23 protein-coding genes are annotated in these 23,461 nt (G+C 59.4%); 8 read left to right on the top strand and 15 right to left on the bottom strand.

Features of this window, described 5'->3' with window-relative positions:
* Positions 1-161: 161 nt before the first annotated feature.
* Positions 162-2,426, bottom strand: a complete 2,265-nt coding sequence (locus OQE62_RS19445) for a pre-peptidase C-terminal domain-containing protein (protein WP_322746585.1) — start codon at positions 2,424-2,426, stop codon at positions 162-164.
* A gap of 990 nt (positions 2,427-3,416) precedes the next feature.
* On the opposite strand from OQE62_RS19445, the gene OQE62_RS15170 reads away from it, so the two are divergent.
* On the top strand, positions 3,417-3,608 hold the full coding sequence (locus tag OQE62_RS15170) for a hypothetical protein (RefSeq protein WP_265722890.1): 192 nt from the start codon (positions 3,417-3,419) through the stop codon (positions 3,606-3,608).
* A gap of 251 nt (positions 3,609-3,859) precedes the next feature.
* On the opposite strand, the gene OQE62_RS15165 is transcribed toward OQE62_RS15170, so the two are convergent.
* Together OQE62_RS15165 and OQE62_RS15160 are read right to left on the bottom strand one after the other, a co-directional pair.
* Positions 3,860-4,129: a Rossmann-fold NAD(P)-binding domain-containing protein gene (locus tag OQE62_RS15165; RefSeq protein WP_265722889.1), complete on the bottom strand. Its 270-nt coding sequence runs from the start codon at positions 4,127-4,129 to the stop codon at positions 3,860-3,862.
* A gap of 287 nt (positions 4,130-4,416) precedes the next feature.
* On the bottom strand, positions 4,417-5,310 hold the full coding sequence (locus tag OQE62_RS15160) for an alpha/beta fold hydrolase (RefSeq protein WP_265722888.1): 894 nt from the start codon (positions 5,308-5,310) through the stop codon (positions 4,417-4,419).
* A 92-nt stretch (positions 5,311-5,402) separates the two neighbouring features.
* Between OQE62_RS15160 and OQE62_RS15155 the strand changes: the two genes are divergently transcribed.
* A complete protein-coding gene (locus OQE62_RS15155) occupies positions 5,403-5,975 on the top strand; it encodes a CGNR zinc finger domain-containing protein (protein WP_265722887.1) in 573 nt (190 codons plus the stop codon).
* A gap of 496 nt (positions 5,976-6,471) precedes the next feature.
* On the opposite strand, the gene OQE62_RS15150 is transcribed toward OQE62_RS15155, so the two are convergent.
* Both OQE62_RS15150 and OQE62_RS15145 read right to left on the bottom strand, forming a co-directional pair.
* Positions 6,472-7,413 carry an alpha/beta fold hydrolase gene (locus tag OQE62_RS15150; protein ID WP_265722886.1) on the bottom strand — a complete coding sequence of 314 codons (942 nt, stop codon included), beginning with the start codon at positions 7,411-7,413 and terminating at the stop codon, positions 6,472-6,474.
* 29 nt (positions 7,414-7,442) lie between these two features.
* Positions 7,443-8,597 carry an MFS transporter gene (locus OQE62_RS15145; RefSeq protein ID WP_265722885.1) on the bottom strand — a complete coding sequence of 385 codons (1,155 nt, stop codon included), beginning with the start codon at positions 8,595-8,597 and terminating at the stop codon, positions 7,443-7,445.
* Positions 8,598-8,873: 276 nt separating this feature from the next.
* Between OQE62_RS15145 and OQE62_RS15140 the strand changes: the two genes are divergently transcribed.
* Positions 8,874-9,812 carry a LysR family transcriptional regulator gene (locus OQE62_RS15140; RefSeq protein WP_322746584.1) on the top strand — a complete coding sequence of 313 codons (939 nt, stop codon included), beginning with the start codon at positions 8,874-8,876 and terminating at the stop codon, positions 9,810-9,812.
* Between the two features lie 92 nt (positions 9,813-9,904).
* On the opposite strand, the gene OQE62_RS15135 is transcribed toward OQE62_RS15140, so the two are convergent.
* The 3 genes from OQE62_RS15135 to ahpC form a co-directional block, all read right to left on the bottom strand.
* Positions 9,905-10,993, bottom strand: coding sequence for an FAD-dependent oxidoreductase (locus tag OQE62_RS15135; RefSeq protein ID WP_265722884.1), 1,089 nt, complete (start codon positions 10,991-10,993; stop codon positions 9,905-9,907).
* A gap of 379 nt (positions 10,994-11,372) precedes the next feature.
* Positions 11,373-12,980: an alkyl hydroperoxide reductase subunit F gene (gene ahpF, locus OQE62_RS15130; protein ID WP_265722883.1), complete on the bottom strand. Its 1,608-nt coding sequence runs from the start codon at positions 12,978-12,980 to the stop codon at positions 11,373-11,375.
* A gap of 243 nt (positions 12,981-13,223) precedes the next feature.
* Positions 13,224-13,790: an alkyl hydroperoxide reductase subunit C gene (gene ahpC / locus OQE62_RS15125; RefSeq protein WP_265722882.1), complete on the bottom strand. Its 567-nt coding sequence runs from the start codon at positions 13,788-13,790 to the stop codon at positions 13,224-13,226.
* 290 nt (positions 13,791-14,080) lie between these two features.
* Between ahpC and OQE62_RS15120 the strand changes: the two genes are divergently transcribed.
* The 3 genes from OQE62_RS15120 (at position 14,081) to OQE62_RS15110 (ending at position 16,616) form a co-directional block, all read left to right on the top strand.
* Positions 14,081-15,397 carry a DUF2157 domain-containing protein gene (locus OQE62_RS15120; RefSeq protein ID WP_265722881.1) on the top strand — a complete coding sequence of 439 codons (1,317 nt, stop codon included), beginning with the start codon at positions 14,081-14,083 and terminating at the stop codon, positions 15,395-15,397.
* A gap of 5 nt (positions 15,398-15,402) precedes the next feature.
* Positions 15,403-15,933 carry a GDYXXLXY domain-containing protein gene (locus OQE62_RS15115; RefSeq protein ID WP_265722880.1) on the top strand — a complete coding sequence of 177 codons (531 nt, stop codon included), beginning with the start codon at positions 15,403-15,405 and terminating at the stop codon, positions 15,931-15,933.
* Between the two features lie 77 nt (positions 15,934-16,010).
* On the top strand, positions 16,011-16,616 hold the full coding sequence (locus OQE62_RS15110; protein WP_265722879.1) for a CPBP family intramembrane glutamic endopeptidase: 606 nt from the start codon (positions 16,011-16,013) through the stop codon (positions 16,614-16,616).
* Positions 16,617-16,698: 82 nt separating this feature from the next.
* Here OQE62_RS15110 and OQE62_RS15105 read toward each other — a convergent pair whose 3' ends face one another.
* Positions 16,699-17,292 (bottom strand): exopolysaccharide biosynthesis protein, encoded by a 594-nt coding sequence (locus OQE62_RS15105; RefSeq protein WP_265722878.1) that lies wholly within the window; start codon positions 17,290-17,292, stop codon positions 16,699-16,701.
* Between the two features lie 187 nt (positions 17,293-17,479).
* Between OQE62_RS15105 and OQE62_RS15100 the strand changes: the two genes are divergently transcribed.
* On the top strand, positions 17,480-18,052 hold the full coding sequence (locus tag OQE62_RS15100; protein ID WP_265722877.1) for a hypothetical protein: 573 nt from the start codon (positions 17,480-17,482) through the stop codon (positions 18,050-18,052).
* Between the two features lie 45 nt (positions 18,053-18,097).
* On the opposite strand, the gene OQE62_RS15095 is transcribed toward OQE62_RS15100, so the two are convergent.
* Both OQE62_RS15095 and OQE62_RS15090 read right to left on the bottom strand, forming a co-directional pair.
* A complete protein-coding gene (locus OQE62_RS15095) occupies positions 18,098-18,439 on the bottom strand; it encodes a hypothetical protein (protein ID WP_265722876.1) in 342 nt (113 codons plus the stop codon).
* A gap of 83 nt (positions 18,440-18,522) precedes the next feature.
* Positions 18,523-18,942 carry a hypothetical protein gene (locus tag OQE62_RS15090; protein WP_265722875.1) on the bottom strand — a complete coding sequence of 140 codons (420 nt, stop codon included), beginning with the start codon at positions 18,940-18,942 and terminating at the stop codon, positions 18,523-18,525.
* 155 nt (positions 18,943-19,097) lie between these two features.
* Here OQE62_RS15090 and OQE62_RS15085 point away from each other — a divergent pair, with 155 nt between their 5' ends.
* Positions 19,098-19,469 (top strand): hypothetical protein, encoded by a 372-nt coding sequence (locus OQE62_RS15085; RefSeq protein WP_265722874.1) that lies wholly within the window; start codon positions 19,098-19,100, stop codon positions 19,467-19,469.
* 69 nt (positions 19,470-19,538) lie between these two features.
* On the opposite strand, the gene OQE62_RS15080 is transcribed toward OQE62_RS15085, so the two are convergent.
* The 4 genes from OQE62_RS15080 to OQE62_RS15065 all read right to left on the bottom strand — a co-directional run bounded on the left by OQE62_RS15080 (position 19,539) and on the right by OQE62_RS15065 (position 23,267).
* Positions 19,539-20,294, bottom strand: coding sequence for a YciK family oxidoreductase (locus OQE62_RS15080; RefSeq protein ID WP_265722873.1), 756 nt, complete (start codon positions 20,292-20,294; stop codon positions 19,539-19,541).
* Between the two features lie 136 nt (positions 20,295-20,430).
* Positions 20,431-21,126, bottom strand: a complete 696-nt coding sequence (locus tag OQE62_RS15075) for an HAD-IA family hydrolase (protein ID WP_265722872.1) — start codon at positions 21,124-21,126, stop codon at positions 20,431-20,433.
* 12 nt (positions 21,127-21,138) lie between these two features.
* Positions 21,139-21,843, bottom strand: coding sequence for a bifunctional 2-polyprenyl-6-hydroxyphenol methylase/3-demethylubiquinol 3-O-methyltransferase UbiG (gene ubiG, locus OQE62_RS15070; protein ID WP_265722871.1), 705 nt, complete (start codon positions 21,841-21,843; stop codon positions 21,139-21,141).
* Positions 21,844-21,953: 110 nt separating this feature from the next.
* The gene (locus tag OQE62_RS15065; protein WP_265722920.1) at positions 21,954-23,267 is read right to left on the bottom strand and encodes a TRZ/ATZ family hydrolase; all 1,314 of its coding nucleotides are present in this window, start codon (positions 23,265-23,267) and stop codon (positions 21,954-21,956) included.
* Positions 23,268-23,461: the final 194 nt, after the last annotated feature.

Genomic DNA, 23,461 nt, shown 5'->3' with positions numbered 1-23,461 from the left:
TCGGGAGGGAGGGTTACGGGGCCCGGATAGTCATGCCGGTAAGAATGAGAAGCGTCGATGACACGCCGCATGCAGGTAAGGAACCTCTGGGCAAGTCCACGGTGTGGTGCTTACCCGGAGGTTCCCTGGGTCCACTTTAATAAGACAGGGTGTTTTTTCGGTTAAGGATCGGCGTTTATCGACTCACCTTTCACCGTCAAACCAGAGAACGCATCGTACGCTCTGGCACTAATGTACCAGGTACCGGCCTGCGGGTTGCTGATAGTGCAGGTCTCTTCGTTCCCCCATTCATAGGGGCGACAGTCATAACTACTTGTAGTCGGTTCGCTGCCATATCGAACATATAAGTCGGCGTCTCCAGTGCCGCCGGTAATAACGGCGTTGAGCTCGCTCGCACCTTCCGAAACTTCAAGCGAGTAATGCCGCCACTCTCCCTCATCTGCGGAAACGTTGGTCTCTTCGAAACCATCGTCACCACCGGTGGTCGAGTCGTAGTCCGCTACCAAATCCACACCCGAGAAATTATTGTAAGCCCGGACCATCACGTAGTAGGTTCCTGCCTGTGTCGGGCTGATATTGCAGGTCTCCTCGTTTCCGCTCTCATAGGGTCGGCAATCGTAAGTACTGGTAGTCGGTTCAGCGCCAAACCTGACATAGAGGTCAGCGTCGCCGGTGCCACCGCTGATATTGACGGAGAGGTTTTGGGCATCGGATGGCACATCAATCCAGTAGTGCAGAGTGTTGCCCTGGTTACCGCTTAAACTGGTCACCGGCACACCGTTAAGCAACTGCCCCTCTGCCGCATCCGATACCTGGATACTTTTAGTGACGCTGTCACTCAAGCCGTCGCTATCGGTTACAGTCAAGCTAACATTGTAAGAGCCGGGGGCTGCGTAGCTATGACTTGGATTTTGCACGGTGGAAGAATTGCCATCGCCAAAGTCCCAGGCATGGCTCGCAATGCTGCCGTCGGAGTCAGTACTCTGATCACTGAAAGCGACATTTAACTGGTCTGCGTTGTAGCTGAAGTTGGCGCTGGGCTCGCCCGACGGATTTTCATTGTCCCCCGATGGGATAGTGCCGCCGAAGTAACTCGACACTTGCGGCCATATGTCGGCGACTCGAACCCCCTGATTGGTGCAACCGCCAAAATGGTGTAGCGCCAGGACTCGATTGCTCGAAGTTGCGAGAACCGGCGAGCCGGAGCTTCCGCCGATGGTGTCGCAGTAATACCCCATATCCGTATCAGTTCCGCGACCATCCGCGAGGACGTCATCTATACGACAAACACCGCCGGTGTTCTGATCGCTTTCGATAGCCAGTTCCTTCGGGTTGCCGGAACCGTGTTGTGGAATATAGATTTGTTCCTGGTCAAGCGCATCGCGCACATCCAGGCCAAAATGACCGAAGCTTTCAATGTTGCTGAAATCGCTCACCGTGAACAGGGTGTAGTCCAGCGTATAATCGGTTTTAAGCAGGTCCTGGCCGGTCACGATAGTGGTCGGCTCGTTGGTGCTGCCGCCGCAGCTTGTGCGCTGATAGTTGAACCAGACCTCTGTGTTGGATAGGTCGGACTGGTTGTCAACACAATGATTATTGGTGAACATGTGGTTGTCACTACCGACACGCCAGGCAGTACATAAACTGGAGCCGGCGATCAACAGCCTGGCTACCGGGCGGGACCGCTCGAACTCGGTCGGATAGGAATCCGCCCAGCATTGAACATCCCTGCGTTCGTTAACACCACAGGTCGATGAAGGACCGACATTGTCCGTCAGGCTGTTCTGGATAGCTTCTTCGATTTCAGCGTCGGTAAAGCCCTGCATGATATGGTCAATCTCGATTTTATAGCCTGAGCCAACGCTGCTGCCGGGAAAATACTCGACGATAGCGGTATCACCGATGATTGAAAGGGAAGAGAAAGCATTGAGCCCGTCGTCACCTGATTGCAGGTCGGTCGTTTTCAGAGACTCGGATGCACTGCCATAATGGTGTATTTGGCTTCCGTCGATGCTGCGAACCTGGACATAGCCACCAGGCGGAATGTCAAACTGACTGAAGTGCACCTTGATAAAGCTGGCACCATCTTTCCGTATGATGATTCTGCGTTTGTCCTGCTCGATGGTGCCAAGTGGGTTTGGAGAACCGCTACTGATCTCTGCGGGGAAGTTGACTTTTGAAGCGACCTTGATGAGTTGTGGTGTCAGCTTTTCGGAGAGCTTCAACCCCGCTTCACCTTCTATATTTTTGACAAGTTCCGGGGTGAACTTGTCGATAACATTGCTGTCTTTTGATTTTTCGGAGTCTATTTGACTTGCCGCGACCTGAAAGCTCAGCAGGATGAGGGATAGCCAAGTCAACAGCCGCCTTGTTCCTGTCGATGCTTTTAGAAAAATTCTTTCTGTTAAATTTACTGGTGTGATCATTTGGTTCCTTCCTTCTTTTTATTGCTTTACAGACTGCAAACATGAAGCGCGAACTTTTTCGTGGTGCGATCCATGTATATGCCCATGATTCGCGGCCAATATAATCCTGTCACATTTGGTTGCGTTAGCCGCCGGAATAAAATTGTTATGAATGTGTAGGTTTCTGCTGGTTCTTATGGCTTGCGGTTACTCTTGATCTCATTTATGGAGAATCCGGTGTGCCTGAGGAAGTAGTGGATAGGGTGAGTAGTTTGAGAATTTTTATATATTCATAGGATGCCCGCACCAAAGGTTCAGGAGAGTGGGGTGAAAAAGAGCGTATTAAATTACTGGTACGGACTTTGGGTTTCTTTGGTTGTGCTTTCAGGTTACGAGTTATAGTTGAAAACATGCTAGCACTTGATGACAACGCTTTCCAGAAATTATGGATGATAAAGTGATAGGCGCGGTATGACTGAGTGCACAGATTGGATGATGAGAGAGTGAATAGGTGTCATTAAAGATCGATAAATACATCATGGTGAGCCTTACATGGCTTGGAATCTGGTATAGTAATTTTGGTTTTTTAACGCCATGAGGATTTTTTAAGCGCCAAATATGGAGTGCATTTCTTATATTGAATCGATAGTTTTTTATTATGGGTTTCTGATATTTATATCATTATGAGTGTTATCGATGCTTTGTAGTGACATGGTGAGTTTGGCTGACTGACTTTGAGTGGTATTATCACTCTCAACGAAGATCAGGTGACCAAATTCACTATGCTGCTACAAGGGCGCCAATGAGTGCCGGGTGCCTTTTCAGGATGTCCTTCATGGTTCGATCTCTAACCCAAAAAATGGGAAGCCACAATCCAGAGGGCGTGAGCTTCCTACTCGCAGGTATTGCTTTCCTGCTGTCAGAGAAGAATCTGCAATGTGGCCGGGCCGGATTGGTCGGGTAAACCACCGGCGGCACAGGTAGCTGGTGGTCCATGCAGTGGAACCGCAGGTGACCACCAACGACATGCTGTTGATGATCCGCACCTCACTGGGCGGTGGCGGCATCACCTTCGGCATGGAGAAGACCGTTATGCCTATATCGAGTGCGGCGAGCTGGTCACCCTGTTCGACGGCTGGCTGCCGCCTTTTGCCGGCTTCTGTCTGTATTCCCCGGGCCGGCGGTCGGTTACGCCAAAGTTAAGGGTTTTGATTGCGCATGTGCGCGGGCTTGGGGGCGTGTAGTTGCTGTATGTATTACGGGAATGGCCTGCCCCCGATCGGCGCGGTCAACCGCTATCCGCAAAGCATGCCAGCGGCACCCGCACCACCACGCTGGTGTCGAACTGCACCTGCTGCAGAGCATCGCCTGATCAAACTGCTGGACCGGCGCGATCCTATGGCGGTGCAACAACATCAACTGGTGCACGAGTGCAGTCCCCGAAAGCCGCCTGGTTAACCATCAGTCGAGACCGTCAGGAATTCCCAGGCATCAATTTTCTGTTTCATGGCGGACAAACGATCGTGCACCTGCTTGAGCGCATCACTGCCTGCAGGTGGCGTATCGCATTCGATGATCTCCAGCATGGCTGTTGCGGCCTTGTCTGGGTCGCCGAGCTGCTCGTTTTTGTCCAGGCGACGCTGCTGAAGGCGGGCTTTCCTGCCCAGCACGCGATGGTCCTGTCGGATATCGATGCCGGTGCGGCGAAGGAGGCGATGCTCCATGATGACACAGGCCTCTCCCGGCTTATCGGACGAGCGACCACCCCGTTTCCCGAAACCGTAGCCAACTTCGCCTGAGGCACCGACGGACAGTGAGGACTTTGCGCCATCGTCGCTCCATCGCGCGATGGCGCCCGGGTCGAGGCCATGATCGCCGAACAGTCCGAGGATATATGGTCAAACACAGCCTCACTGAGGCCATAGACGGTGATGCTGCCGAGCAGCCGCAACGGGAAGGGGCAGCCTGGACACTCCGAGCGTAGCCCGCAGGCGCTAACCCTTAAACCGATTCACTCTTTTACATTGGCATCCAGGAATTCACGAATAGCAGGGATGATCACGTCGCCATGGGTTTCCAATGCGAAGTGCCCCGTGTCGTAAAAGCGAATGTCCGCTCGGGGAATATCCCGTTTCCATGCCTCGGCACCGGGCGGAAGGAAAAACGGATCGTGTTTCCCCCACACAGCGAGCAATGGCGGTTGGTGCTTGCGAAAATAGGCCTGGAACTCAGGATATTTTTCGACATTGGTCGCGTAATCCAGCAATAAGTCGAGCTGAATATCCGCCATACCGGGCTGGGATACTTGGGCCCCTTCCAGCGTATAGGCGTCTGGTGCGACAGCACTCGTATCGTTTACCCCCTCCACATACTGCCATTTAATGGATTCCGGCGTCGGGAAGTCGCTAAGGGCGTCCCGGTTCTCTTGCGTAGGGTTGTTCCAATATTTCTGGATGGGTTCCCACCCTTTCGAGAGACCTTCCTCGTACGCATTACCATTTTGCGAAATGATGGCCGTGACTCTGGATGGATGGGCCAAAGCCAAGCGCCATCCAACAGGCGCGCCGTAGTCGTGAACGCCAATTGCGTAGCGGTCGAGCTTCAACTGGTCAGTAAATCGATCGACCGTCTTTGCGAGACTGGCGAATGTATAGTCATACCTGCCGTGCTCAGGTGATTCGGTGAAGCCAAAGGCCGGCAAATCCGGAGCGATCACGTGATACCCGTCTGCCAGCGCTTTAATGACATCGCGCCACATGTACGAGGAGGCGGCGAATCCGTGCAGCAGCAGAACGGTCGGCGCCGCCGGATCACCCGCTTCACGATAGAAGATGTTTACATCGCCCACTTTCTCGAAGCGATAGTGGACCTGCGGCGTTGTCGATGGGGAAACGTCAGATGCCATGGTTCAGTTCCTCGGTAACCGGTAATGAGTGTTATTGAAGGTTATGCGAAATAGGGGTAACCTGTCAATGGTCGAATTAAAGGTTACTGGGTATGTCGTCAAAAACTATGCCACCGTTTATCGCAAGCAATCTCGCAGTCGATTTCATCAACACGCAGTTTGGCGTAGGGGCTGAGCGCCGGGAGTGCCTGGATGACGACGGCAGCGTCCTCGCGTGGCTTCAACGGGCGGGCGTGTTGTCGGAAAATCCTGGAAACCCTCCGGCGGGGATAGTCACACTTGCCCGGGAATTGCGTGAAAACATGAGGGATCTGATCATCTTGGCAAAACAGGGCCGGGCCGCGGATCCCGCAGTGGTCAATCATGTGCTGGAACGGGGTTGCCCCATGGAGAAAATCGAATGGGAGCCAGCTGAGGCTGTGTTTGTGAAAAAAGTGTATAAGCGCAACATGGAGAGTGAGAGTCTGTTACAGCCTGTAGCGTGGGCCCTGGTCCAGTTGCTTACTGAGGAAGATTTGCAGCTCGTGAAAGAGTGTGAGGCCCCTGACTGCATCCTGCTGTTTCACGATCAAACGAAATCTCATCGCCGCCGCTGGTGTAGCATGGCCTCTTGCGGAAACAGAATGAAAGCGGCTGCGCATCGGGCCAGAAAAAAAACGGGATAGTTCGTTTTGCGATGATTACTATTTTTCTGGGGCTACACGTGTGCTCAGCGCCGGAGGACGTGAATACGGTCGTTGCGTCCTGGATCGACACTCTCTGAGTCGGGCCATCGAGCGACCCGTCTCGTGTGGGCTGCTTGGCCCTTCAGAGGCACGACAGCAAAGCCCCGGATCCTGTTCATCCCATTAAAGCTCAGGCGATTCTCTGCTGAATTGACGGGTTCAGGTCGGGGCCTGGCTGGGAGCCACCGTGCTCTCGAGTATACTCGCTGGGGCATGCCGGTGTTACGGGTGAAGTTATTACAGGTGCTCTTTGAGTGTGTTGCCGGCCCCTCGACAAAAAATACGAGGCGAAAGTAAAGTAGTCTGCCAGGTTATCCCATGATGACCCCAAACGGTCGGCTCGTATCAATCAGACGTTATTTTTTTCGATATGGCGGTGGAAGCGCTGGATTGGGTCCCGAATCGACTCCGGTTGCCGGCGACGGGACCCATAACTTCAATCCCCGAAAAAGTCTGCCAGTTGGCCGGCGACTGTGTCGGGGGCCTCCTCCGGCGGAAAGTGCCCGCACTGCTTGATAACGCCGCCCTGAACCCGGTTCGCGACATCCCGCATCGTGGTGTAGAGCCGGTTTCCGACACCGCCGTCGGCACCCCAGGCCATAACCGGTATCGAGAGTTTTTTGTCGGCCCGCAGTCGGTTCTGTTCGAGTCCCCCGGCATTGAACAGCGTTCGGTAATAGGCAAAAGCGGCCCGCATGGCGCCCGGTGCGCTGAATATGCTCGTGTATTCATCCAGGTCCGTCGGGGTGATGGCTGCGGGGTTACGTGCCTTGCTCCTGAACAGCCAGTCCAGATAGAGCCGCTCGCGCCCACTGATCAGCAGTTCTGGAAGATCGTCGAGCCGGTTGAAGCCGAAGTGCCAGGTCCTCACATTGATGGTCTCATCGGGAATGCCGCCGGGGCCTGCCGGGCTGATGCCGGGCAGGGCTGCATCGTAGAGCGCCAGCCGCCGGATATCGCCCGGCCAGTCCGCGGCCCAGGCGTAGCCGATCCAGGCGCCGATATCGTGCCCGGCCACATTCAGGGTGCCGTTGCCGGTCAGCCCCAGGTGCCCGGCGAACCGGTGTAGATCGCGGGCGACCGTCGCCAGGTCATAGCCGTCGCGCGGCTTATCGGAATCGCCGATTCCCCGCGGGTCGACGGCAATCACGCGGTGACCGGTTTCCACCAGTGTGTGCATGACGTGGCGCCAGGTGTACCAGCTCTGCGGCCAGCCCGGGATAAGCAGGATGGGGTTGCCTGCCCCACCTTCGACATAGTGCAACCGGATGTCATCCAGAATGGCGTAGTTGCGGCTGAAGTGGTTCCAGAAAGAGCCGGGATTAAAGACGGGCAGGGGTCCTGTGGCGTGCGCGTTTTGCTGAATCTGTTCAGTCATGGGAAAGCTCTCTGTTCCGGAAAGGTGAATCAAACGGGAGATGGTGCCTGGCGGCGGAGACGCCACAGGGCGAGCAGGGCGAAAACGATTGACAACATTATTGCCGCTGTAAAAGCGATGCCGGCGTCCCGCAGTCCAAAAGCTTCAATTGCGAGCCCGAGGCTGACGATCGGCACCGAAATGGCAACGTAGGCAATCGCGAACAGCAGCGAGGTTACTTCCGCCTTTTTCCCGGGTGGGCTGGCTTCGGCAATTGCGGCGATACTCGCCGCGAAGATGGCGCCCTGGCCGGCACCGGCAATAAGCGCGGCCACGACCAATGGCAGCAGCGCGCCGCTGGCAATAGACAACCCGAGCAGACCGACACCGATGAACAGTGCCACGCAGGCGAGTGGCAGGCGCATCCAGTCCGGTATTCGACGCTGTATCATCTGACCTGCGAGGGAGGCGGCAAAGACCGTGAAGATCACCGTGCCGATACCGGCTCGATCGGTCAGGCCCAGAATCTGGCTCATGACCGCCGGGGCCAGCGAGGTAAACAGACCGAGCACCGCGAAGCCGGCAAAGCAGGCCACGGCAGCCGGTACGAATAGCGCGCGAACCTCCGGCGGCAATCCCAATGGCTGCCGCCGCAATTGCAGCCGGGGCGGCGGTGTCACGGTTTCGGGCAGGTGCCACAACAGCACTACGGCGACCAGTATCAGGGCCAGGTGCAGCAGGTAGGGGAGATGAAGTGGCCAAAACGCGTATTGAGACAGGAGGCCGGCGATCAAAGGCCCCATTCCCAGGCCGCCCATATTGGCGATGCCGGCGGCCAGTGCTGCCCGTCCACGTTGTTGCAGCGGGGCGAGCTCGATCACCGCAATGGTCGCCGTCGCGGTGAACAGGCCCGCAGAAATACCCGACAGCAACCGGGCCAGAAGCAGGATCGGGAGAGAGCCCTGGTACAGGAACAGCAGGGCGCTCAGGGCGGATGCCAAAAGACCGGCGAAGAGTACCGGGCGGCGCCCGAGCTGGTCCGACCAGGGACCGGTGATGACCAGTGCGCCCAAAACACCCACGGCATAGGTGGCAAAGATCACCGAGACGGTGAGATTGCTGAAGCCGAAGGAATGCTGGTAAAGCGGGTACAGTGGTGCCGGTAGCGTAGTTCCCGCCATGTTGATGGCGAATATCAGTGCCATTAACAGGAAATAACTTGATGGGGGTGGCGGCGACTCGGTGTCGTCAGTGGAGCCGTTGTCAACTGGCATACTGCATTTTCCCTGTCAGGAGGCAATCGTTGGGTCGAGGTTCTGGTGCGCCATCGGTTGGTGGCGACCGGTGGCAACCGCCGGGCCGGGAGCGCCGGCGCTGTGCGCTCGATAGATGGCCTATGTTGCTCGAGGGCTGTGGAGTTTCACCGATGCGCTGCCTTGCCGGTAGACGGCTGACAGGAAAGACTGTTATACACTTGGCATATGAGCCAATTAAGTAGCCTGGGAATAGACCGTATAGAGTTGATGCGGACGTTTGTGCGGATCGTCGATAGCGGCAGTCTCTCAGCGGCCGCCCGGCAGCTCGGTACAACCCAGCCCACGATCAGCCGCCGCTTGAATACCCTGGAGAAGCTGCTCGGAACCAAGCTGATTCTGCGCAGTACCCACGGTCGGAAGCTGACTGACGATGGCGAACGTTGCTACGTCCACGCCAGAACGCTGATCGAACAGTGGTCTGAGCTGGAAGACGGCCTGCGGGGGGCGGGGGATGAGCCGACGGGGCGCCTGCGGGTGCGCGCTCCCCATGCCTTTGGCCAGGATCAGATGATCCGGCCACTGAGCCGCTATCTGCAGCGCTATCCTGAGGTGTCCATTGACTGGATGTTGAACGACCACTCGCCCGATTTTATCGCCGATAACATCGACTGCGCGATCCATGTGGGCAGCGTGACGGACCCGTCGGTGATCGCCGTGCTGTTGGCGGAGATGCCGCGTATTGTGGTTGCGGCATCGGGATTACTCGAGCAATCCCCGACCATAGAACGGGTGCAGGATCTGGAGCGGCTTCCCTGGGTTGCCTTGAGCACCTATTACCGCAACGAAGTGACCTTGGTCGATCGGCGTGCTGATCGCTCACAGCAACTCAACATCCTGCCCCGGTTCAGTACCGACAGCCTCTATGCCCTGCGCCAGAGTGTGCTCGAAGGGCTGGGGGTCGCGATAGTGTCTACATGGATTGTACAGGAAGATCTGAAGGCTGGGCGTCTTGTCCGTATCCAGCCACAGTGGTGTGCGCATCCCCTGCCCATTTATCTGCTGTATCCCTACGCCGCCTATTACCCGGCCCGGCTGCGCACCTTTGTCGACCTGATGCGCGAGGTCATGCCAACGATGGCGGGTACACGCCCGCCGGGTGTATAGATTGACTGTAGTGGACGATATCAGTCTGCATTGCAGTGCCTTGCTGACCTGTTCCACAGCCTCGATTCTGTTGTATGAGTTGGTATTCTCGACTACCAGGCACCCGAGATAATCCTGAAAAACCACTTCGCGACGATCGGATACCTGGATGCGAAACTCCAGTAGAAGTTTCGCAGTATTCGTATCGCCCGGTTCCTTGTAGCGAGCATTCTATAGTCGAAGTCAGTAAACAGGAGTGTCCGCCTTGCGCGTGATGCAAGGCGTCGTTCGACGGTCAGATCAGCATTGAGCAATGCATTCGCGAGTGTAATTCCATCCCAGATAGCAAGGTTGAGTCCCTGGCCGCCAACCGGCGATTGCACATGTGCTGAATCCCCAATCAACCACACTCTCCCCAGCCGTGGTTTCGACACGCGCCGCAGCGATACCTGGAATTCACGCTCATACCGGAGTTCTGCATCTGCGAACCTTTTCTTGAGTTCGCTGGCTGCGCCCTTCGCATTCAGGATGCCCTGTACGGCACCATGAGACGGTTGGGATAAAAACAGCCCGACGCCGTCGCGATGCAGGAACAGTTGAGCCTGCACTTGGCGAGGCCATAGCGATGTGGCTATTTCTGCGACAGACCATGGTCCTGGATAGTCCCGTCCGGGGAACGGCAGGTTCAGTATTCTTCGGGTATCACTGTGCGCGCCATCTGCACCAATCAGCCAGTCTGTCTCATACTGTTCTGTCCGGGGTTCGTCATTGTGCTTCAGAGTAGCCTGTACATGCTCCCTGGATTGATGAAACTCAACCAAGGTTATCCCGTATTCCACCTCCACACCGTATGCGACAAGTGCTTTCTCCATGTCGCATTCGAGCTGCCATTGAGGATAGAGGTGGGCCGGGGCTCTGCCAGATATCTCTGGTACCGGAACATTTGCAATCAGTGCTTCGTCATCGTGGAAGACAAAGTTGCGCATCGGAGTCGCAGCCGCCAGTACGGAAGAAGTGATTCCAAACCGGTGGAGTTGATTCCATACTCCTTGTGCCACTCCTGTGGCCTTTCCTGTCATTGATCGATGTTTTCTCTTATCGATGATACGAACATTGGCGCCTGCCTGTGCATATACAAGCGCAAAGGCAAGACCGCTGGCTCCGGCGCCGACTACAAGAGTACTGGGTGGTACAGGATTCAATGGTTTTCAGTCCTTCCGCGGCCATTAAATGGCAAAGTGCCTCGAAACTGTGATGCGTGGATGCAAGTAATAAACGCAATTTCTTCACACAGTGGCCAACTTTCCTCACCTTGTTTCCAGAATGAGATAATGTTCCCAAGAATACGCCGGAAGGGCCACAGCGTCGAGGCCGCAGGCGAATGGGCAGACAGGAACAGCCTATGAAAACCCTGCGTCCGGAGAAACTTTCGTGGAATCTGATAATCCGGGCAGGAATCAGGCCCGGTTATCGTTTTTCCTGATGCCAGAATAGAGGGAGGGGGCTGGCTCGGTGTTTAAACAGCTCGGGGAGGGAGAAGACGGCCGACGTCTGCCGGCCGTCATTTGGTAGCCAAGTGGTTCAAGCGCTCTCGGCCAGCGCTTCAGGTTCACCATTGTCTGCAGCTTCCCCGACCTCGTCAGATACCGAAGAACGGATCAGGTAGTCAAAGGCCCCCAGAGCCGCCGTAGCGCCCGCACCCATGGAGATCACAATCTGCTTGTAGGGCACGGTGGTGGCGTCGCCGGCGGCGTAGACGCCCGGCATGGAGGTGGCGCCGCGTTCGTCGATGGCGATTTCGCCGATGCGGTTCATCTCCAGGCTGCTGTGCTCCAGGAACTCGGTGTTGGGCACCAGGCCGATCTGCACGAAGACGCCCGCCAGTTCCAGTTGTTTGCTGTCGCCGGTCTCGCGATCGGTGTAGGTGAGGCCGTTGACCTTGTTGCCGTCGCCGGTGATTTCCGTTGTCTGGGCGTTGACGATGATATCGATGTTGTCCATCGAGCGCGCCTTACGCACCAGTACTTCGTCGGCGCGCAGCGTGTCGGCGAATTCCAGCACGGTGACATGCTTGACGATGCCCGCCAGGTCGATGGCCGCCTCGATACCCGAGTTACCGCCGCCGATCACAGCCACATCCCTGCCCTTGAAGAAGGGGCCGTCGCAGTGGGGGCAGTAGGCCACACCTTTGGTGCGGTATTCCTCTTCACCGGGCACACCCAGCGGGCGCCAGCGGGCGCCGGTGGCCAGCACCACGGAGCGGCCGGACAGGTTGGCACCGCTCTCCAGGTCCAGTTTTACCAGGCCGTCGCGGCTGAGGCCGGCGGCGCGCTGGTCGGTGATGATGTCCACACCGTATTCCTTGACGTGCTGTTCCAGGCTCGCGGACAGTTTCGGGCCCTCGGTGTAGGGGACGGAGATAAAGTTCTCGATACCCACGGTGTCCATCACCTGGCCGCCGAAGCGCTCGGCGACCAGGCCGGTGCGAATGCCCTTGCGCGCGGCGTAGATGGCGGCCGCGGCGCCGGCGGGGCCGCCGCCCACAACCAGTACATCGTACGGGTCCTTTTCACTCAGTTCGGCGGCCTTGCGTTCGGCGGCGCCGGTGTCGAGCCTGCCTACGATTTCCTCGAGCGTCATGCGGCCCTGGCCGAAGTGTTCGCCGTTCAGGTAGACGGAGGGTACCGCCATCACGTTGAGCGATTCCACTTCGTCCTGGAAGAGGGCGCCGTCGATCATCTCGTGGGTGATCTTCGGGTTCAGGGTCGCCATCAGGTTCAGGGCCTGGACCACGTCCGGGCAGTTCTGGCACGACAGCGAGATATAGGTCTCGAAATGGAATTCGCCGTCCAGGTTGCGCACCTGTTCGAGGACTTCCGGATCGGCCTTGGACGGATGGCCGCCGGCCTGCAGCAGGGCCAGTACCAGCGAGGTGAATTCATGGCCCAGGGGAATGCCGGCGAAGCTGACACGCGGCGCTTCACCGACAGGGCCGATGGCCATGCTCGGGGTGCGTCCGGCATCGCCCTTGCTGGCCCGGATCTTGTCGGAGAGGCCGACGATCTCGAAGGCGAGCTCTTCCAGTTCGGCGGATTTGGGGCTGTCGTCACCGGACACAAGAATCTCGATCGGATCTTTGATATTGCGCAGATAGATGTCCAGTTGCTGTTTCAGGTTTGCATCCAACATCGTTGTGTCCTGTTTCCGGTTTGGGTTGAGAAGGCTCTGAAGAAATTCCCTGATGGCTCGGGAAACTTGTTCAGGGGCTCCCTAAAAAGGCCCACCTGGCGGTGGGCAATGGGGATGGCAGTCCCGGTTGAGGTCTTGGCGGGCCTGCGGCCCGCGTGCCGAGCTGGAGCTCGGCGTTCCCAGCGGGGAAGCGGCTGGAAGCCGTCTTCCCCGGCCCCTCCAGGGAGAGGGGAGTAAGAAGGTTCAGATCTTGCCGACCAGGTCCAGGGACGGCGCCAGGGTTTCCTCGCCTTCTTTCCACTTGGCCGGGCATACTTCACCTGGGTGGGCGGCGACGTACTGGGCGGCCTTGATCTTGCGCAGCAGTTCCTGGGCATCGCGGCCGATACCGCCGGCGGTGATCTCGACGATCTGGATCTTGCCTTCCGGATCGATGACGAAGGTGCCGCGGTCGGCGATGCCTTCTTCCTCGATCATCACGCCAAAGTTGCGGGTGATGGTGCCGGTCGGGTCGCCGATCATCGGGTACTGGATCTTGCCGATGGTCTCTGAAGAGTCGTGCCACGCCTTGTGGGTGAAGTGGGTGTCGGTGGAGACGGAGTAGATTTCCACACCGAGTTTCTTGAACTCTTCATAGTTGTCGGCCAGGTCGCCCAGCTCGGTGGGGCAGACGAAGGTAAAGTCGGCCGGATAGAAGAAGAACACCGCCCACTTGCCTTTGACATCCGCATCGCTGATGTCGAAGAAGTCGCCGGCCTGGTAGGCCTTGGCGTTGAAGGGCTTCAGTTCGGATTCGATGTAGCGAGACATAGTTTGCTCCTCGTTCGCTGTGTGTTTGCGTATCAAGTTGTCTGGAACGCGAGTAATACTATGGCCCAATGTTTATTGATTAAAATAATCTATTTCAATAATGGTAATAGCTTGTAGTGATTGATTGCTTTTTATCCATAGGTTCCATTGCAAATTGACTACAGGAATGCCCAATTGCAGATTCCAGCGCCATTGGGGATACTCCGCGGACAACTGACCACTGCGTCGCTTCCATACAGATGACCGGGCGGCGGATAGTGATTCCCAATACGGGCGGACGGGGCCATAGGATGCGCTTGATACGATTACTGAAGAACGACCTGGCGCGGGAGGCGGCCGACTGGGTGGAGGATGGCCTGATCAGCGAGCCCCAGGCGGAGCAGATCTGCCGGCGCTATGAGGTGGACTACCACCGCGCCAAAAACCGCTCCTTCGGTTACAACGTGCTGGTGGGGCTGGGCTACCTGTTTATCGGCCTCGCCATCATCACGCTGCTGGGAGCCAACTGGGACGAGATTCCCCGCGCCCTGCGCATGGTGGGGCTGATTGCGCTGACCGTGACCACCCAGGCACTGGCGTTGCGCCGCTACGCCGGTGGCGATGAGAGCGGCGGGGTGGGGCTCTTCCTGCTCGGCAACCTCTTCTACGGTGCCTCGATCATCCTGATTGCGCAGATCTACCATCTCGGCGAACACATGCCGGACGGCGTCTTCTGGTGGGCGCTGGGCTGCCTGCCGTTCGCACTGTTGACGCGCAGTCCCTGGCTGGCATTGCAGGCCAATATCCTCGCACTGGTCTGGTTTTTCCTGCAGGTTTCACTCGGCTTTTACCCGGTTCTGTTCCCGCTGTTTGTGTTTGCCTCCCTGTTTGTGCTCTGGGGTGGGCGCCAGAGCATCGTCCTGCTGCTGGTGGCGATCGCCAGTGTCGGCTTCTGGGTGGAGTATTCACTGGCCGCGCTGTGGCGAGACGACGGGGACTTCTTCCTGTTCGATTTCCACGCGGAGAATCTCGCCGTGGCCGCCGGGCTCTTTGTGCTGCTGTTTGCCTTCGGCCAGTGGCTGGGTGAGCGCGCCTCCGCCACGGCGAAGGACTACGCGGCGGTCATTTCTGTCTGGTGCCTGCGCTTTGCGCTGGTGCTGATGCTGGTAATGAGCTTCGACAACCCCTGGGAGGGGCTGCTGGAAGCGGACTGGAATCATCTCCTGTCCATGTGGCTGATGCTGGCGCTGTTCGCGGCGCTTACCCTGTGGCTGGGGTGGCGATCGGGGCGCCTGCGATCCACCGCAGTGCTGTTGGCGGGGCTCTGGGGGCTGTTGCTGGCCGTCAGCCTGTCGCGCAATCCGGAGCACGCGGTTCACTTCCAGGTAGTCACCAATTTCGCGCTGATCGGCAGCGGTGTCTGGCTGATCGTGCGCGGGATTCACAGCGGGATTTCCCACTACTTCTTTCTCGGCGTGTCGGCCATCCTGATCACTGCCTTCCTGCGCTATATCGACCTGATCGGCGACTATCTGGGCGGGGCCCTGATCTTTACCGTTTTTGCCATCGTGTTGCTGGGGGCGGCAAAGTACTGGAAGCGCCATCAGGCGCGGGAGGAAGCCCGATGAAAGGGATGATGAAAAGGATCCTGAAGCCCGGCCTGGCGGTGGCCATCGCCTTCCAGTTCCTGATCCTCACCGGCATGTACGTCGCCGCGCAGATGCCGCTGTGGAGCGGCGAGGAAATTCACCTGAAGACAATTCCGGTAGACCCGCGCTCGCTGTTCCGCGGCAACTACGCGCGGCTCGAGTACGAGATTTCACAGGTCTCCGCGGAACATTTTCCGGAGGGCGCCAGTCTGCGCCGGGGGGAAGTGGTCTATATCTCGCTCGAGCCGGGCCGCGAGGGGCTCCACGAACTGGCCGGCGCCGGCCTGGAAAAGCCGGATGAGGGACTTTTCCTGCGCGGCAGGGTCACCGGCTCCTGGCTCGGCGGCGCGCGGGATAATTACCACATCGACTACGGCATAGAGGCATTTTTTGCCCCGAAAGAGAAGGCGCTGGAGCTGGAGAGCGACCTGCGCAACGGCGGTGTGGCGGAAGTGATGGTCTCCGGCGGCGGCCGCGCGCGGCTTAAAGATGTGATCCCCGCGGGAGCTGAGTGAATGGCCGGGGCGAGAGACGATCACCTGAGTGACAATTTTCTGGGGGAGCCGGTTCCGCTGGCGATCGGGAGACTGGTATGAGTTACCCCGGCCTGAAAAGCGCGGATGCTTTCGGCCTGGCGATGGCCATCCAGCTGGTCACTTTCATCATCGCTGCGGCCTGCCTGTATTTCGGTGAGGTGGCAGTGTCCTGGTGGGACACAGGTGCCGCCTTATCGCTGGCTCTGGGCCTGCTCGGCGCGTTGTTGAGCTACGCCCTGATACTCGGGCTGACACGCTCGCCAACCACCATCGGTGTACAGTTGCGCGCCCTCTGCGGCGCGCTGCATCCTTTCTTCAGGGGCTTTTCCTGGTTTCAGATAACGACCGCGGCGCTGGCCGCCGGTTTCTGCGAGGAGCTGTTGTTCCGCGGCTTTGTGCAGCCCTGGCTGCAGGGCGTCAGTTCACCGGCCATTGCGATTCTGGTGACAGCCGTGGCCTTCGGCCTGCTGCACTACGGGTCCTTTGTCTATTTCGCTATTGCCACCGGCATCGGCGTGGTGCTGGGTGCGACCTACTGGCTCAGCCACAGCCTGTTGCTGGTGATTACCTGGCACGCAGTCTACGACCTGATCGCCATTGCCGCCCTGGCCAGGTTCCCGCGTTCGCTGGGTATCCCGGTATCGGAGGAATCGGTGAAGTGACCCGTTTGGCTCGTTGGACTTCGCTGCGCTCACCCCAAGAAGTCCAACAGGATAGGGGCACGGCGATCGGCGGAGTACCGCGTCACAGCAGCCCCAGGAGGCCCAGCAGAACCATCATCACCAGCAGCCCGGTGAATACAAACGCGAGCACCGCCAGCAGTCCGTCGTGGGTCACCAGCGCCAGGCCGAAGGCGGTCAGGGCCAGTCCGGCGGTGGTGGCGGAGAAGGGGATGATTTCCATTGCCGGCAGCGCCAGCGCAATGACTGCACAGATTGCGGCGATCACATAGGTACCGGTGCGTCGTACCAGGAAAGTCAGCCGCGGCCGCAGCCAGCGGTCGATAAACCGGGCCGGCCCGTACAGCCAGTCCAGCGCCTTGAGCAATTTCCTTTCCGGGACGGAGCGCTTCAGCATCCACTGCGGCAGCCAGAAGTGTTGCCGGCCCAGGAGTAGTTGCACCGCCACCAGCAGTACCAGTATCGCCATTAGCGTGGGTACGCCGGGAATACCGGAAAGTGGCGAGAAGAGGATAATCCCCACCAGTAGCAACAGCGGGGCAAAGGAGCGCTGTCCCACCTCCCGCACCACCAGGTCCAGTGAAACCCGCTGCCGGCGTTTGGCCGTTTTGGCGATATGTTCCAGCAACTGGCTGAGGCTGGTGAACTCCGGGGACATAGTACGGACCTTTCGCATCAAGCTTGGGGTTTCTCAACCGGGCGGCATCCGGGAGCTTGGCACTCTTTCCTGTTTCTGCCAATACAGCCCGATGGGCGTTCCAGTGGGAACCTTTTCCCCGGTCGCTGCGTGTCAGTCAGTGCAAATGTTCAATTATCCTGATAATACACGCGATAGGAGTCAGATTATGGAAATGCAAGGCAAATTGCTTTCAGCGCTGTTGGTTTCTGCAGCCATGGGTACCGCGTCAGTGCCGGTAGCAGCACAGGCATCCGCTGGTGCGGAAGGATCGGCCAGTGCCGATGCCAGCGTGCGAGCCGGTGAAAAGGCCGATGTTTCGGCCGGCGGTGAGCTGGATGTGCGCATGAGCGTGGTGAGCGAAAGCGAGGATGCCGATAGCGGAATCGACTCGCTGTCCCTGCCCGCCGAGGCCGCCGAAGAGGCCGAAGCCAATGCTGCGTTTGGTCTGCAGACTGCCAATGACGCCCGCCAGCGCGGCGAGGCGGGTGCCGAGGCTGCGGTGGATTCCGCCGATGCGGTAGCTGATGCGGCTGTCGATGCCGCCGATACTACTGCCGATACGGCCCGGGATGCTGCGACCACCGCCGCTGAAACCGCAGTCGATGCCGCCGACACGGCCCGGGACGCCGCGGCCTCCGCCGCTGAAACCGCAGCGGATGTTGCCGGTGAGGCAGCCGATAACTCTGCCGATGCCGCGGCGGAAGCTGCGGTAGAAGCCGCAGTTGGCGGCGATATCTGAGTGCCCGATGGCAGGTGGCCCTTTCGGGGCCATCTGTCAGTGGAGTCAGCGCGCTTCACTGCACAGGCGTGCGGAGCCGGGGGCGCAGTCGCCGAGACATTTCACTTCGCCTTGCCTGTCTGCCTCAGCGCCGCCTTCCGGCTTTTGCGAGCACCAGATTTTGCCCAGGTAGTCCTCGGCACAGTAGCCGACACCGCAGACCACGTTGCCGGTCCTGTCTTTAACCGCGCCGCCGCCGGCGTTGGCGCAATAGATTTTGCCGTACCTGTCCCTGGCACATTGGCCCTTGCCGCAGCGGACATGGCCCTCGCTGTCCTTCCGGCAATCGGCGGCAGCACCGGTAGAGAGCAGGGCACCGGTAAGGAGGAGAATTGCAGGACGTTTCATTTCGGGCCTCCTATGGCAGGGTGAAAGGATCTCAGCGGGTGCGTAGGGGGCGCCGTGTGCACGACGCGTTTTAAAAGGCGTTTTTACTTCAATCGTTTCACCCGCATACTCCGCGCCCCGCCCTCTTTCTTCATCATGAAAGAGCCGAACAGTGCCCGTTCCACCATCACCGTATCGCCTTCGTTCCAGTTGACCCGGGTGCTGTCGTTCTGGCGCCACACCTGGCCGTTGTCCAGTGTGATCACCAGCTTGCCGTAGGCGGCCTCCCGAATGCGATCGACTGTCGCCTTGATGGAATCCGGCGCTTCCTCGGCAATACGCTTCTGTTCGCGGCCGAAATCCTCCTCCGCGCGCTCATCCAGGGAGCGGCTCAGTGCGTCGTAGCAGGCGAGGCGCTCACTGTCCTTTTCGAGGCTGGCGCAGCCCTTGAGCTGGTTGGTGATGGAATCGGCGCCGGAACCACTGGCCGCCAGCAGTAGGGCGATAAGGGTAAGAGTTCGCATAATGTCAGTCTGGCTAGTTGGGTTAGGTGGATTCTGCCGGATGGATGGGAAATCCTCAAACGGAAACGTGCCGATTGTCACATTCTGATCAGAACCGGCATGGAACAATGACCGGTACCTAATAACCATAAATCCATACTGTCAGGGGTTGAAAAATGAAGAAACTCGTTATTCCCGCAATCGTCATCGCTGCCATCGGCGGCTACTTCTATTACCAGAATATGGAGCCCACCGCTCCCGAGGCGGAAATCGCCAGTGAAGTCGATACGGCCGTAGAGGAGGCCGGTGGCAAAACGGAAGAGGTTGCCGGGGAAGCCGGAGAGGAAGGCGTGGTTGCCAGCAACGAGATGGCGGAAACCGAGGGCGACGTATTCGCCGATGCCCCCGAGCATATGATGGATACGGCCGAGGAATCCGCGGACGCCGCCGAAGCGGCAGTGGATACCGCTGCCGAAGAGACCGAAGAAGCCGCGGAAGAGGTCATGGACGAGATGCCGGAAGGGGAAAGCGATAACGCCGACGAGTAATCCTTCCAGTTGGGGATGCCCCGGCGAAGCCCGGGTATCCCATCACTTATCGCCAACCTTTACCACTCCCTATCCCTGTGCATTAAACTGCCTGCCACTCACGCCCCTGCTGTCATCCCCCATCAGGTACAGATAGGTCGGCATGATATCTTTCGGCGTGGTTACGGTGTTCGGGTTCTCGGCCGGGTAGGCGGCCGCGCGCATATTGGTGCGGGTGGCACCCGGGTTGATGCTGTTGGCGCGCACTTCGGAGACGCCATCCAGTTCATCGGCCAGTACCTGCATCAGGCCCTCGGTGGCGAACTTCGATACCGAGTAGGCGCCCCAGTAGGCGCGGCCTTTCAGGCCCACACCGGAACCGGTAAAAACGATCGAGCCGGCTTGCGATTTTTCCAGCAGCGGCAGCAGCGTTTTGGTGAGGCCGAAGGCGGCGTTCACGTTCACCTGCATTACCTGTTCCCAAGTGCCGAAATGATAGTTGGCGATGGGGGTGCGCTGACCCAGCAGGCCGGCGTTGTGCAGCAATCCGTCCAGGCGGCCGAATTCCTGTTCCACCGCCTCGGCAAATTGCTCGAAGGTTTCGCTGCGCGCATCGCTCAGGTCCATCGGGAAGATCGCCGGCTGCGGGCCGCCGGCTTTCTCGATTTCGTCGTAGACCACTTCCAGCTTGGGCGTCGTGCGGCCCAGCAGGATCACTGTGGCACCGTGGGCGGCGAAGGTTTTCGCGGCCACGCGACCGATGCCGTCGCCGGCACCGGTGACCAGGATGACCTTGTCTTTCAGCAGGTCCCTGGGAGCTTTGTAGTCGCCGATAAATTCAGACATACAGATTCCGGAGCTTGTCGTATCAAGTAGGTTGGTCGTGGCCAATGGCCGTTGTTAAAGCCGGTTTAAACTTCTCAGTAAGCTGGCCTCAGTGCCGGGCCGGGAGGGATACCCTTTTCCGGCTTTGTGCGAGATTCTAAGTGGGTTCTTGCGGGGTTTCCCCGAGTCCCGTCCCCAGATACTCCCTTTCCAGCAGCGGCCAGATTTCCTCCGCCGAATCCACCAGGTGGTCGGCGCCCCAGTTGGCGGGATCGTCGCCCTCGTCGATATAGCCGTAGCGGCAGGCGATGGTGGGCGTGCCCGCGTTGCGGCCGGCGGCGATATCCCGCTCGTGATCGCCCACATAGACGGCATCCTGCGGCCGGCAGCCGATCTGGCTGCAGGCCAGCAGCACCGCTTCCGGGTCGGGTTTGCGCTTGCTGACGTGATCCGGGCAGATGACGGCGCCGGGCGCGGGCAGGCGGGTGAAGGCCTGCATCAGTGGCACCGTGTAGGCTTCCGGTTTGTTGGTGACAATCCCCCAGGCGATTTCCTCGGCCGCCAGCCTGTCGAGCAGGCTTTCGATACCGGGGAAGGGCACGGTCTTTTCCGCCAGGTGGGCCAGGTAGAGATCCAGCAGCCGCTGGCGCAGGCCTTCGAAGGCGGGGTCATTTTCGTCTTTGCCGAAGCCCAGGGTCACCAGGGCGCGGGTGCCGTTGGAGACCGCCGAGCGAATGGTGGCGTCCGGAAGTGGCGGCAGTTGTTCCTGTTCGCGCAGCTGGTTGAGCACAACGATAAAGTCCGGGGCGGTATCGAAGAGGGTGCCGTCGAGGTCGAAGAGTACTGCTTTCATGGAGGGGCCAGGTTATTCAGGTTTGCTCGCGTGCATCAGGTAGTTGACGTCCACATCCCGCGGGTCCAGCTTGTAGCGGCGCGTCAGCGGGTTGTAGGTCATGCCGGTGATATCTCGCGTTTCCAGCTCCGCTTCGCGCAGCCAGGCGCCCATTTCGGACGGGCGGATAAACTTGCCGTATTCGTGGGTGCCCTTGGGCAGCAGGCGCAGTAGATACTCGGCGCCCACCACGGCGAACAGCCAGCCCTTGGGAGTGCGGTTGATAGTGGAGAAAAACACCTGGCCGCCGGGCCTGGCCAGTGCGGCGCAGGCGCGGATCACCGAGGCCGGGTCGGGTACATGCTCGAGCATTTCCAGGCAGGTGACGATATCGAAACTGCCCGGCTGTTCCGCCGCCAGTTCCTCCACCTGTACGCGCCGGTAATCCACTTTGACGCCGCTCTCCAGTGCGTGCAGCTTGGCCACCTTTAGCGGCGCCTCGCCCATATCGATACCGGTCACCTCGGCGCCGCGCTGGGCCATGGCCTCGGCCAGGATACCGCCGCCGCAGCCCACGTCCAGCAACTTCCTGCCGGCCACCGGCGCGCGCTGGTCGATATAGTTGGCGCGCAGCGGGTTGATCTCATGCAGCGGCTTGAACTCGCCCTCGCGATCCCACCAGCGGCTGGCGAGCTGTTCGAATTTGGCGATTTCTGCCGGGTCTACGTTGGTCGTCAAGTTTTCGTCTCTTCGTTCAGGTTCTGCTCTCGTAAGCGGGCTTTGGGGCGCCACTGCTGCCGGCGCCTTCGCATCTGGTTTCAGTATTCTTTTCGAGCCCCGATTCCCGATCAGGATTCGCCGGCGATTCTAGCACGCCACTGGTGCGCCCGCTGGATCACTTCCCGCTCGTTCAGCGTCTGCAATTGGCGCTTTTTCAGCAGTTGCCGGCCGGCCACCCAGACGTCGCTGACGTTGTGACCGCAGGCGGTATAGATAAGTTGCGAGAGCGGGTCGTGCAGTGGTTGCTGTTCCAGGCCGCCCAGGTCCACGGCCGCCAGGTCGGCGCTCTTGCCGGTTTCCAGGCTGCCGGTGACCTGGTCGATACCCAGCGCCCGGGCGCCGTTGATGGTGGCCATGGCCAGGGCGGTGTGGGCGGGCAGGGCGTCGGCGTCGCCGCTGACGGCCTTGGCCAGCAGGGCGGCGGTGCTGGCCTCTGCCAGCAGGTCGAGGCCGTTGTTGCTGGCGGCGCCGTCGGTGCCGAGTGCCACATTGATGCCGGCGTCCAGCAGTTGCGCGGCGGGGCAGAAGCCGGAGGCCAGTTTGAGGTTGGATTTCGGGCAGTGGGAGACGCTGGCGCCGCCGGTCTGCAGCAGTTCGATATCCCGGTCGTTGACCGCGGTCATGTGCACGCAGAGGGTCTGCGGGCCCAGCAGGCCCAGGCGCTGCAGGCGTTCGATGGGGCGCTCGCCGGTCTCCGACAACGCGCGCTCCACTTCGCCGGCGGTCTCGTGCAGGTGCATCTGTACCGGGATCTGGGCCTCGGCGGCGTAGACGGCGATCTTGCGCAGGGTCTCGTCGCCCACCGTGTAGGGCGCGTGGGGGGCGAAGACCACGCCGATGCGCTCGCTGGACTTGTAGTCGTCCCGCAGTGCCAGGCCTTTCTGCAGGGCGTCTTCGCCGTTGCGGCTCCAGGGGGTGGGGAAGTCGAGTACAGGGAAGGCGATCTGTGCGCGCACGCCGGTTTCACGCGCCACCAGCGCTGTGGCTTCCGGGAAGAAGTACTGGTCGGAGAAGGTGGTGGTGCCGGAGCGGAGCATTTCGGCAATCGCCAGCCGACCGCCGTCGGCGGCGAATTCCGGGTTTACCCACTGCTGTTCCGCCGGCCAGATATGGTTTTCCAGCCAGTCCATCAGCGGCCGGTCGTCGGCGAAGCCCCGCAGCAGGGCCATGGCAGCGTGGTTGTGGGTATTGATCAGGCCCGGGATCAGGGCGTGGCGGTCCAGGTGGATCTCCTCCCGCGCCTGGTAGCGCGCTGCGGCTTCGGCGGAAGGCAGTAGGGCGAGGATCTTGCCCTGGTCGATCGCCAGCGAACAGTTTTCGTACACCTTCTGTTCGGGTACGACGGGGATGATCCAGCGGGCGTGTATCAGTGTGTCGATCATAAGGGATAGGGTGTTGTGTTTGCGGATTGGTGGATGATACCAGCCCTGGCGCTCGGTGCCCGTAAGCTGATTCGGTGGCGGCCCCGATGCCGGTAGCCATTTGCGGGACACGCCGTGAATCCATCCCTGGAGGCTTGTTCGCGAGGTGGCCCGGCCGCTCCAGGTATTCACGGCGCCTTCGGCCCCTCTCGCAG

It is taken from the genome of Microbulbifer halophilus, assembly GCF_026183675.1.
Classification (GTDB): domain Bacteria; phylum Pseudomonadota; class Gammaproteobacteria; order Pseudomonadales; family Cellvibrionaceae; genus Microbulbifer; species Microbulbifer halophilus.
Note: the sequence above shows the minus strand (reverse complement) of the source record. Positions and strands in the feature narration are given on the sequence as shown.

Excerpts from the sequence above, each read along its gene's own strand:
- OQE62_RS19445 (WP_322746585.1), bottom strand. The coding sequence starts at position 2,426 with ATGATCACACCAGTAAATTTAACAGAAAGAATTTTTCTAAAAGCATCG.
- OQE62_RS15165 (WP_265722889.1), bottom strand. The coding sequence starts at position 4,129 with ATGGAGCATCGCCTCCTTCGCCGCACCGGCATCGATATCCGACAGGAC.
- OQE62_RS15160 (WP_265722888.1), bottom strand. The coding sequence starts at position 5,310 with ATGGCATCTGACGTTTCCCCATCGACAACGCCGCAGGTCCACTATCGC.
- OQE62_RS15155 (WP_265722887.1), top strand. The coding sequence starts at position 5,403 with ATGTCGTCAAAAACTATGCCACCGTTTATCGCAAGCAATCTCGCAGTC.
- OQE62_RS15150 (WP_265722886.1), bottom strand. The coding sequence starts at position 7,413 with ATGACTGAACAGATTCAGCAAAACGCGCACGCCACAGGACCCCTGCCC.
- OQE62_RS15145 (WP_265722885.1), bottom strand. The coding sequence starts at position 8,597 with ATGGCACTGATATTCGCCATCAACATGGCGGGAACTACGCTACCGGCA.
- OQE62_RS15140 (WP_322746584.1), top strand. The coding sequence starts at position 8,874 with ATGAGCCAATTAAGTAGCCTGGGAATAGACCGTATAGAGTTGATGCGG.
- ahpF (WP_265722883.1), bottom strand. The coding sequence starts at position 12,980 with ATGTTGGATGCAAACCTGAAACAGCAACTGGACATCTATCTGCGCAAT.
- ahpC (WP_265722882.1), bottom strand. The coding sequence starts at position 13,790 with ATGTCTCGCTACATCGAATCCGAACTGAAGCCCTTCAACGCCAAGGCC.
- OQE62_RS15120 (WP_265722881.1), top strand. The coding sequence starts at position 14,081 with ATGCGCTTGATACGATTACTGAAGAACGACCTGGCGCGGGAGGCGGCC.
- OQE62_RS15115 (WP_265722880.1), top strand. The coding sequence starts at position 15,403 with ATGATGAAAAGGATCCTGAAGCCCGGCCTGGCGGTGGCCATCGCCTTC.
- OQE62_RS15110 (WP_265722879.1), top strand. The coding sequence starts at position 16,011 with ATGAGTTACCCCGGCCTGAAAAGCGCGGATGCTTTCGGCCTGGCGATG.
- OQE62_RS15105 (WP_265722878.1), bottom strand. The coding sequence starts at position 17,292 with ATGTCCCCGGAGTTCACCAGCCTCAGCCAGTTGCTGGAACATATCGCC.
- OQE62_RS15100 (WP_265722877.1), top strand. The coding sequence starts at position 17,480 with ATGGAAATGCAAGGCAAATTGCTTTCAGCGCTGTTGGTTTCTGCAGCC.
- OQE62_RS15095 (WP_265722876.1), bottom strand. The coding sequence starts at position 18,439 with ATGAAACGTCCTGCAATTCTCCTCCTTACCGGTGCCCTGCTCTCTACC.
- OQE62_RS15090 (WP_265722875.1), bottom strand. The coding sequence starts at position 18,942 with ATGCGAACTCTTACCCTTATCGCCCTACTGCTGGCGGCCAGTGGTTCC.
- OQE62_RS15085 (WP_265722874.1), top strand. The coding sequence starts at position 19,098 with ATGAAGAAACTCGTTATTCCCGCAATCGTCATCGCTGCCATCGGCGGC.
- OQE62_RS15080 (WP_265722873.1), bottom strand. The coding sequence starts at position 20,294 with ATGTCTGAATTTATCGGCGACTACAAAGCTCCCAGGGACCTGCTGAAA.
- OQE62_RS15075 (WP_265722872.1), bottom strand. The coding sequence starts at position 21,126 with ATGAAAGCAGTACTCTTCGACCTCGACGGCACCCTCTTCGATACCGCC.
- OQE62_RS15065 (WP_265722920.1), bottom strand. The coding sequence starts at position 23,267 with ATGATCGACACACTGATACACGCCCGCTGGATCATCCCCGTCGTACCC.